The organism is Bacillus sp. AP50, assembly GCF_040492675.1.
Taxonomy (GTDB): domain Bacteria; phylum Bacillota; class Bacilli; order Bacillales; family Bacillaceae_G; genus Bacillus_A; species Bacillus_A cereus.
In genome coordinates this window covers 1-7,109 of sequence record NZ_JBEUTW010000344.1, presented here as the reverse complement: position 1 = coordinate 7,109, position 7,109 = coordinate 1, and the positions used below count along the sequence as shown (strand labels likewise).

Sequence of the window (7,109 nt, the reverse complement as noted above, 5' to 3'; positions counted from 1 at the left end):
AGCACATACAAACATACGAAGATTCATGCAACTAAGCCCGAAATCCCTGGATACTGTTATTAGTTATTTATATAAATACTTTATTGTTCGTGAAATTGGTATTTCGTGCGAAGTTGTTAATGATTATTTTTTCACGCTTTTATAAAGGCATCATATACCCTACCTTTCATCAGTATAAATATCTTTTAGTTTCTGGTACGTTCAGCTATACATATTAATATTATAAACGATTGCTTATAGAACATATCTAATATATAACATTTTAATGCGAAACAGTTTACTTTAACTCCTTAAGACTAAATAGATGGTGTATTTTACAAAATTTAATTGTTGTGATGTCGAAATAGAGCATTTCCTTTAATTCTTTTCATTATAGCCGGTTTAGCTAAGCATTCTGCTAAATATTATTTAAATGCAAATTTCAAAATGTAACTACTAAATTTCTCTTTCCGTCTCAATGATATAAGTATTTTTTTCGTTTTGAGATTTATTCACTTGTTTTTTATAAATCCCTATTAGATATGTTATGTAAACAGCTATATAAAGTGATTTATTGTAAATCCCTTTATATAGCTGTTTTTCAAGTCACATTCCCCCCTACTTTACCAATCGGTGTAACCACATTCTGTGTACTTTCTGCTTCATGTAAGTGCAAACCCGTACATCAGCATTCGCACTCATCATGATAATACGATGAAGATTTAATTCCTCAAATCCAAATGTAATCAGCAACCTTGCTACTCCCGTTGAAACTCCCTTTCCCCAATAATCTGGATTTATGTTATACCCTATTTCTCCCTCCCTATTAGTAAAATCTCGAATCATAATCGCACCTGCCCCTACCACTCTTTCGTACTCCAATTCAACCAATGCAAAAGAAAATCGACTTCTCAGGACCTTACTTGCATCTTGAAGAACTTGGTTTACAAATTCTTTTGTTTCCGTTTCCGAATTATGGCCCCATGCTTGGTATCGGTAGACAATGGACTGTGATGTGTATATATGTATATCCTTCCAATCATTTCCTTCGATTTCTCGTAGTTTGAATCTATTATGTATTATGTTATGAACCATCCAATTCCCTCCATTCACTTATGCCCTTTATCACACTAAATTTCATCATAGTATTCCATTAACTTAGCTTAATTACAACATGAAAAAATCTTAAATCCACTGATACTATTTATCTAGTAAAAGAGAATCAGTACATATAACCTTTGTGCTTTTCTTCAAACATCTTACTCGAAATTGATCCTACATATTCGAATGTTCCATACCAGAAAATAAGTTCTTGTAGAGATTTGTCAAACACTGTACACTGAATATGTGCCGTCTTTGCCCTTCTCTTTTTAGAGGAGGTGACAATAGAACGTGGAGAATACTAGAACCACCCGTAAACGTTCAGAGAGAGAAAAGAAACGTAAGCGTCTTTTTTCTTTTGGCACAATCGTTACAGCATTCAGTTTCCTTAGAAATATACATTACTTTTTCACCAAAAGTGAAATAGGTAAGGGTATAACTGAATATGTAAGACATCTTCTTAAATAAAAAAGTGCCGCTATAAATAGCGACACTAAGACCAGTTTGTAGTTATGATTGGGTTCCAAGGTGAAGTACTGACCATACTTTCATTGCACACGACCAATGCAGTATCATTTTGAAGTGCAAAGACGTTGAAACCCAGATTACTACTCTATATAGTATTGCGACATGCAGTGCTTTTATTCCTGTCTGCGTACGAAAAAAGCCTTGGTGACCAAACCAAGACTTTTCAAGAAGCTTACGACCTATCAATAGAACGAGAATCAGAACCACCCGACTTCTTGTTCATTATAATCTAGCTTACACCCTTATTGTACTATACGTTTTTTATATTTTCAACAGTCTGCATTCCTTTCACGCAATATTCATACTTCTAATACTGAAAGTTACCTTACACGACCTCTATCCATTGAAGATTCACGTCACACTTTACATACTTCATAGAAAAGATACAATAACATTACTATTTTTCAGTCTGTAGCTTGGTATACAATAAGAATATCCAAATACTAGGAGTGATCAGGATGACAAGTACTTTACTACTATTAGCTCTTACTTTGTGTGGAATAAGTGGACTATTTTCCCTAATTAGGAAGCTAACTACGCCAAAACAAGATGAGGCTAAACGTTTAATTATTATCGAATCATTGTCTATATTAGGAGTTGCATGGATAGGTATTGGACTATTCTTGTAACATACTTACACATTACTTTCGTTACGATTGAATAAAACTTATTATTCCGTCAATATTAGGGATAGGCATTAGCCAAAACTCATTTAAAGTCCTTAGTCTTTCTCCTTTCCCCTTGGAGATTCCTTGATCTGGAGCAGTTAGCTTTACTAACAGCTCCTTTTTTTGTATCTGTAAAAGCATGATATCATAGTATTACACAGAAAACATAATTACATCACTATAGTCGCTCTAGCCTGTTCGAGTACACCACAATATAAAAAACGCTTCCTATTTTTAATAGGAAACGTTACTTTTTCAGTTGTTACCCTTTTGATGTAGCATAATCCTCCACACTCCATATGCCACGTTTTTCTTTTTGTGTTTAATTTTGCGTCTTCTCCAAATAATCTACATACTTCGTATTGGGCTGATAAATATAAGCAATATGCGCTAATCCCCTTTCCACAGCATTTGATTTAAGAGTTGTCCATCGACCCACACGTAGGCTACTAATCTTTTAAACTTATCACGTTCCCCTACATCCATTTCTAACTCTACTTCTTTTCCCACTGGCGCATACTTTGCGGTAAATGCCGCTCCTTCTAATCCGAATGGTTGGAGCCCTAGTCTTGGATGATGTACTTCAGTCGTATCTTAATACATAGAAATCTCACATCCTCTACCTTACCGTTTGCTAACTTCACTCGAAACGTATCACCATCGATATGATCCAGTATCGTAGCTTTGATGATTCTATTAGCATTTTGTTTCTTACTCTCCCCAGGTACTGGGTTTATTGCTTGCTCGACCAATTCTGGATACTGCAGTTTACTCGTAAACTCTTCTTTTTTTACAGGTACGGACGCTGCTGCCTCATAACTATTCTCTTCTTTCTAATTTTGCTTTGTTTCTCTTTGTTTCGCTTCCTTTCTGCTGGTCTTTCTCCGCTACATTTCTTGTAACGGGAATTTCAGTGTCATCTTTGCTACTACACCCTGTTACCAATCCTAAAATCATGCACAATGTAGAAATGAACCATAAAAATCTCTTCATCGTATGCCTCCTTCTCTTCTTGTTTTCTTCCCTGACATCATAACGAGATTGGAATCATTGTTGGAAAAACGATGGATTTCTATGATGTAGCAAAGGTTTATGTATACATCCATTGCTGAACTATTCTACTCTTTCATACGGACTTTTTATGATATGTATGCAGGATTCACCCATACATATACCGAAACCCCAATAGGGAATCATTCCATTAATCACCATACCCATTTCATACCATTACATTTTGGAGGTTAAACAGGATGAAAAAAAAGAAGTTACAAAAATCAGCACTTTCTTTTACCCTACTCTTTTCTTTAGGTATTTCTTCTTTTCCGCTTACAACAACCATTCATGCGGATACACAAGGGGCACAAACTGCAGAAAAGAAACAAGTCTCTTTAACGGAGCGTACGTCATTATTTTTTGACTATCTCCAGCAAGATAAATATGCAGAAGCACTTCAGTTAACGTCTGCTGCTTTTCAATCCAAGTTTACGGCAAACATATTACAAAACTGGTGGACACAAAGTGGCGGGAGCAGGATTACAAGCATGGGAACACCTGTTATTAAAGAACGAAACTTAGTCCATCAAACGGTTGAAATTCCAGGAGCTATCGAAGGAACTACTATTCCACTACTCCTTAAATTCACGCCTGGCGGCAAAGTTGATGAAGTTGGCGTAAGGACGATGCCACAGAAATCTTATACCATCCCGCATCCTAGTTATGACCAACCTGATTCCTACCAAGAACGTGAAATCGTAATTGGAAATACTACATACCCGTTACCAGCCACATTAACGGTTCCAAAACATAAACCTGGCGAACAAGTACCTGTTGTGGTTCTTGTTCACGGTTCTGGTCCACAAGATCGTGACAGTACAATTATGGGAGCTAAAATCTTTAGAGACCTTGCAGCCGGTCTTTCATCAAGCGGTATCGCAGTGTTACGTTACGAGAAACGTTCCTTAGAACACGGTTTTAAAATGAGTGCAGAACCTGCTACATTAGACCGCGATACTACAGATGATGCCATATATGCAGCAAAATCAGCAGCGCAGCAGGAAGGTATTGACCCAGGTAACATTTTCATTCTCGGACATAGCCAAGGAGCTGGCGCTATGCCGCGTATACTAAGCAAAGCACCTTCATCTCTTGTAAGAGGAAGTATTTTAATGGCACCTCCTGCACGTCCTTTTACTGACATGCTCCTTGATCAGTATCAGTACCTCGGGGCACCTAAGGATTTTATTAATGAACTAAAAAAACAATTCGCTTATATTAAGGATCCTACTTTTGATCCAAATCACCCACCAGCTGGTTATAATTATCCTTCTCCACATTTCATGTATGATGTGACTCGTTGGCGTCCAGTTGAGGAAGTGAAATCACGAAAAGAACCATTACTGATTCTGCAAGGCGCACGTGATTATCAAGTAACTGTAAAAGACGATTTTACGAGATGGCAAGAAGGGCTTTCAAGCCGCAGTAATGTTCAGTTCAAAGAATATCCGAAATTGAATCACATCTTCACGGAGGGCGACGAGGAATTCAGTCACCCTAGTGAATACGAAGTCCCTTCCAATGTTCCTGCGTATGTCATCCAGGACATCGTTACATGGGTCAATGAGACAAAGAAATAAGAAAACAACAAAAGCCATCATGCAATCATCATTTCGTGATGGCTTTTGTGATATTAAAACATGTCATATCAGAAATTAATCGCTTCTATGAATTGATATTTTCACAGCGCTTATATGCTTCATATCTTGCTATTCCTGGCCCGTCAGTGCAAGAATACAAAATTTATTTCGATATGTAAGAATGCATATTATTTCTCTTGGATGTTATGATATACTCTCTTTGTGAGCTGATACGATATTTCTTTAGATTGGAAAACTAAAACCTCATTAACCCAAGTTGGGGGCGCCATTTGGCGTCTTTTTTTAGTTTTGCTCCATAGGCATTTAGCTTAGATATTGAACTAACCCCAAAACAAAAAATAAGCTGCCCATTTGGAAAACTTATGTACATCATTTTCGAATGCGGGAGTTCCATCTTTCAAAACTAACCTATAAATAGGGTTAGATGTATAAATTATATTAGTATCGGAATACTCTCGACTTGGGGTTACCGTAAATGCTTTCTCCTAATCATCCATATCGATAAATGACTTACTTCTGATCAATTTGCCTTTGTTGTTCTTCGTTTAAAAGGAGCTAGTTTTACATACGATAAAGCACTAAAAAAACTGTGCACAAAAACCTGCATGGTAACAAGTTTTTGGCACAGTTCTATTATTTAATCCCTTTCATAAGTACCTGAATCTTTGGAGCCATGAAATATAAAATAACACTTAAAACAATGGATACTCCGCCAATTACACCGAAATAAATAATCTCTGTTTCAGGATTATATAATCGCACAAGCTGCGCATTGATAGCTTGTGCAGATGCACTCGTTAAAAACCATAGACTCATTGTTTGAGCAGAGAACGCTGCTGGAGCTAGTTTTGTAGTAATAGATAAACCTACAGGTGATAAACAAAGTTCCCCGATTACGACTAGAAGGAAACTAATGACTAACCAAATTGGGCTAACAAGGGATTCGGTACCATGGATATATGCAGGAATAATCATCACTAAGAATGATAAACCAGCAAATAATAAACCGATAGCAAATTTATTTGCTGTACTTGGTTGGCGTGAATTCAGCTTTACCCAAAGCCAAGCAAATACTGGTGCTAGTAAAACAATATAAATAGGGTTTAAAGATTGGAACCATGAAGATTGAACCTCCAATCCTGCAAAGTTTAACTGCGTACGTTGATCAGCATAACTAGCTAAGATGATTGCTCCCTGCTCTTGAATCGCCCAAAACATTGTAGCAGCGATAAATAGTGGTATGTAAGCAATTAAGCGAGATTTTTCAACTTTTGTCGTCTTTGGACTACGGTACATAAAGACAAAGTAGCCTGTTGGAATTAGAATACCTAAGATACTTACAAGTAAAGTAAATCGATCAATCGTTAAAATACCTGTTGGAATTGTTAACACACAAACTTGTGCAATTGCGATAATACCAATGCTAAACTGTATAAGGACCTTTTTTCTTTCCTTGTCTGTTAAAGGATTTGGTACTTGCGTTCCTGCTAATCCTAGATTTTTCTTTTTCGTAAGAACATACATAATTAATCCAAATAGCATACCAATTGCTGCCACACCAAAACCTAAGTGGAAGTTATACTTTTGACCGAGTGTTCCAATCACAAACGGAGATAATAGTGCTCCTAAATTAATACCCATATAGAAAATACTGAAACCTGAATCACGACGAGTATCTGTTTCACTATATAAATCACCAACAATACTAGATACATTCGGTTTTAATAACCCTGTTCCAAGTACTAAAAATACCATTGAGATAAATAATGTACTAACCGTTCCTGGTAGAGCTAAGATGAGATGACCAATCATTATTAAAACGCCACCCCAAAATATTGTTCTACTTGAACCTAATAGGCGGTCAGCAATCCACCCACCAATAATGCCAGACATGTAAACTAACGAACCATAGATAGCCATAATGGATGCAGCTGTGGCGTGATCCATCCCTAAGCCACCTTTAGAAATGGAATAGTACATATAGTAAAGTAATATTGCTCTCATTCCATAGTAAGAAAATCGCTCCCAAAATTCTGTAAAGAATAGGGTAAATAGCCCTTTTGGATGTCCAAAGAAACCATTTTGTGGAACGGTGCGAATGATATCGCTTTTGTTAAGCTTCTCCATACAAATACACTCCTAATATACAAATATAATAATTCATTGTTAAGTATATACC

At 36.6% G+C, this 7,109-nt stretch carries 5 protein-coding genes and 1 pseudogene; 2 read left to right on the top strand and 4 right to left on the bottom strand.

The window, feature by feature from the left end:
- Nucleotides 1-597: 597 nt before the first annotated feature.
- On the bottom strand, nucleotides 598-1,074 hold the full coding sequence (locus tag ABWK52_RS21985; protein WP_353772129.1) for a GNAT family N-acetyltransferase: 477 nt from the start codon (nucleotides 1,072-1,074) through the stop codon (nucleotides 598-600).
- Between the two features lie 992 nt (nucleotides 1,075-2,066).
- On the opposite strand from ABWK52_RS21985, the gene ABWK52_RS21980 reads away from it, so the two are divergent.
- On the top strand, nucleotides 2,067-2,237 hold the full coding sequence (locus ABWK52_RS21980) for a hypothetical protein (RefSeq protein WP_000204757.1): 171 nt from the start codon (nucleotides 2,067-2,069) through the stop codon (nucleotides 2,235-2,237).
- A 429-nt stretch (nucleotides 2,238-2,666) separates the two neighbouring features.
- Here the strand turns inward: ABWK52_RS21980 and ABWK52_RS21975 are convergent.
- Nucleotides 2,667-2,810: pseudogene (locus ABWK52_RS21975) on the bottom strand (thermonuclease family protein); the annotation flags it as partial.
- A gap of 285 nt (nucleotides 2,811-3,095) precedes the next feature.
- Nucleotides 3,096-3,269 carry a hypothetical protein gene (locus ABWK52_RS21970; RefSeq protein WP_167754543.1) on the bottom strand — a complete coding sequence of 58 codons (174 nt, stop codon included), beginning with the start codon at nucleotides 3,267-3,269 and terminating at the stop codon, nucleotides 3,096-3,098.
- Between the two features lie 257 nt (nucleotides 3,270-3,526).
- On the opposite strand from ABWK52_RS21970, the gene ABWK52_RS21965 reads away from it, so the two are divergent.
- Nucleotides 3,527-4,909 (top strand): alpha/beta hydrolase family protein, encoded by a 1,383-nt coding sequence (locus ABWK52_RS21965; protein ID WP_141537407.1) that lies wholly within the window; start codon nucleotides 3,527-3,529, stop codon nucleotides 4,907-4,909.
- 654 nt (nucleotides 4,910-5,563) lie between these two features.
- Here ABWK52_RS21965 and ABWK52_RS21960 read toward each other — a convergent pair.
- On the bottom strand, nucleotides 5,564-7,057 hold the full coding sequence (locus ABWK52_RS21960) for a peptide MFS transporter (RefSeq protein WP_098542138.1): 1,494 nt from the start codon (nucleotides 7,055-7,057) through the stop codon (nucleotides 5,564-5,566).
- Nucleotides 7,058-7,109 lie beyond the last annotated feature (52 nt).

What these genes read in the sequence shown, in the direction of transcription:
- ABWK52_RS21985 (WP_353772129.1), bottom strand. Translation starts at nt 1,074, where the DNA reads ATGGTTCATAACATAATACATAATAGATTCAAACTACGAGAAATCGAA.
- ABWK52_RS21980 (WP_000204757.1), top strand. Translation starts at nt 2,067, where the DNA reads ATGACAAGTACTTTACTACTATTAGCTCTTACTTTGTGTGGAATAAGT.
- ABWK52_RS21970 (WP_167754543.1), bottom strand. Translation starts at nt 3,269, where the DNA reads ATGAAGAGATTTTTATGGTTCATTTCTACATTGTGCATGATTTTAGGA.
- ABWK52_RS21965 (WP_141537407.1), top strand. Translation starts at nt 3,527, where the DNA reads ATGAAAAAAAAGAAGTTACAAAAATCAGCACTTTCTTTTACCCTACTC.
- ABWK52_RS21960 (WP_098542138.1), bottom strand. Translation starts at nt 7,057, where the DNA reads ATGGAGAAGCTTAACAAAAGCGATATCATTCGCACCGTTCCACAAAAT.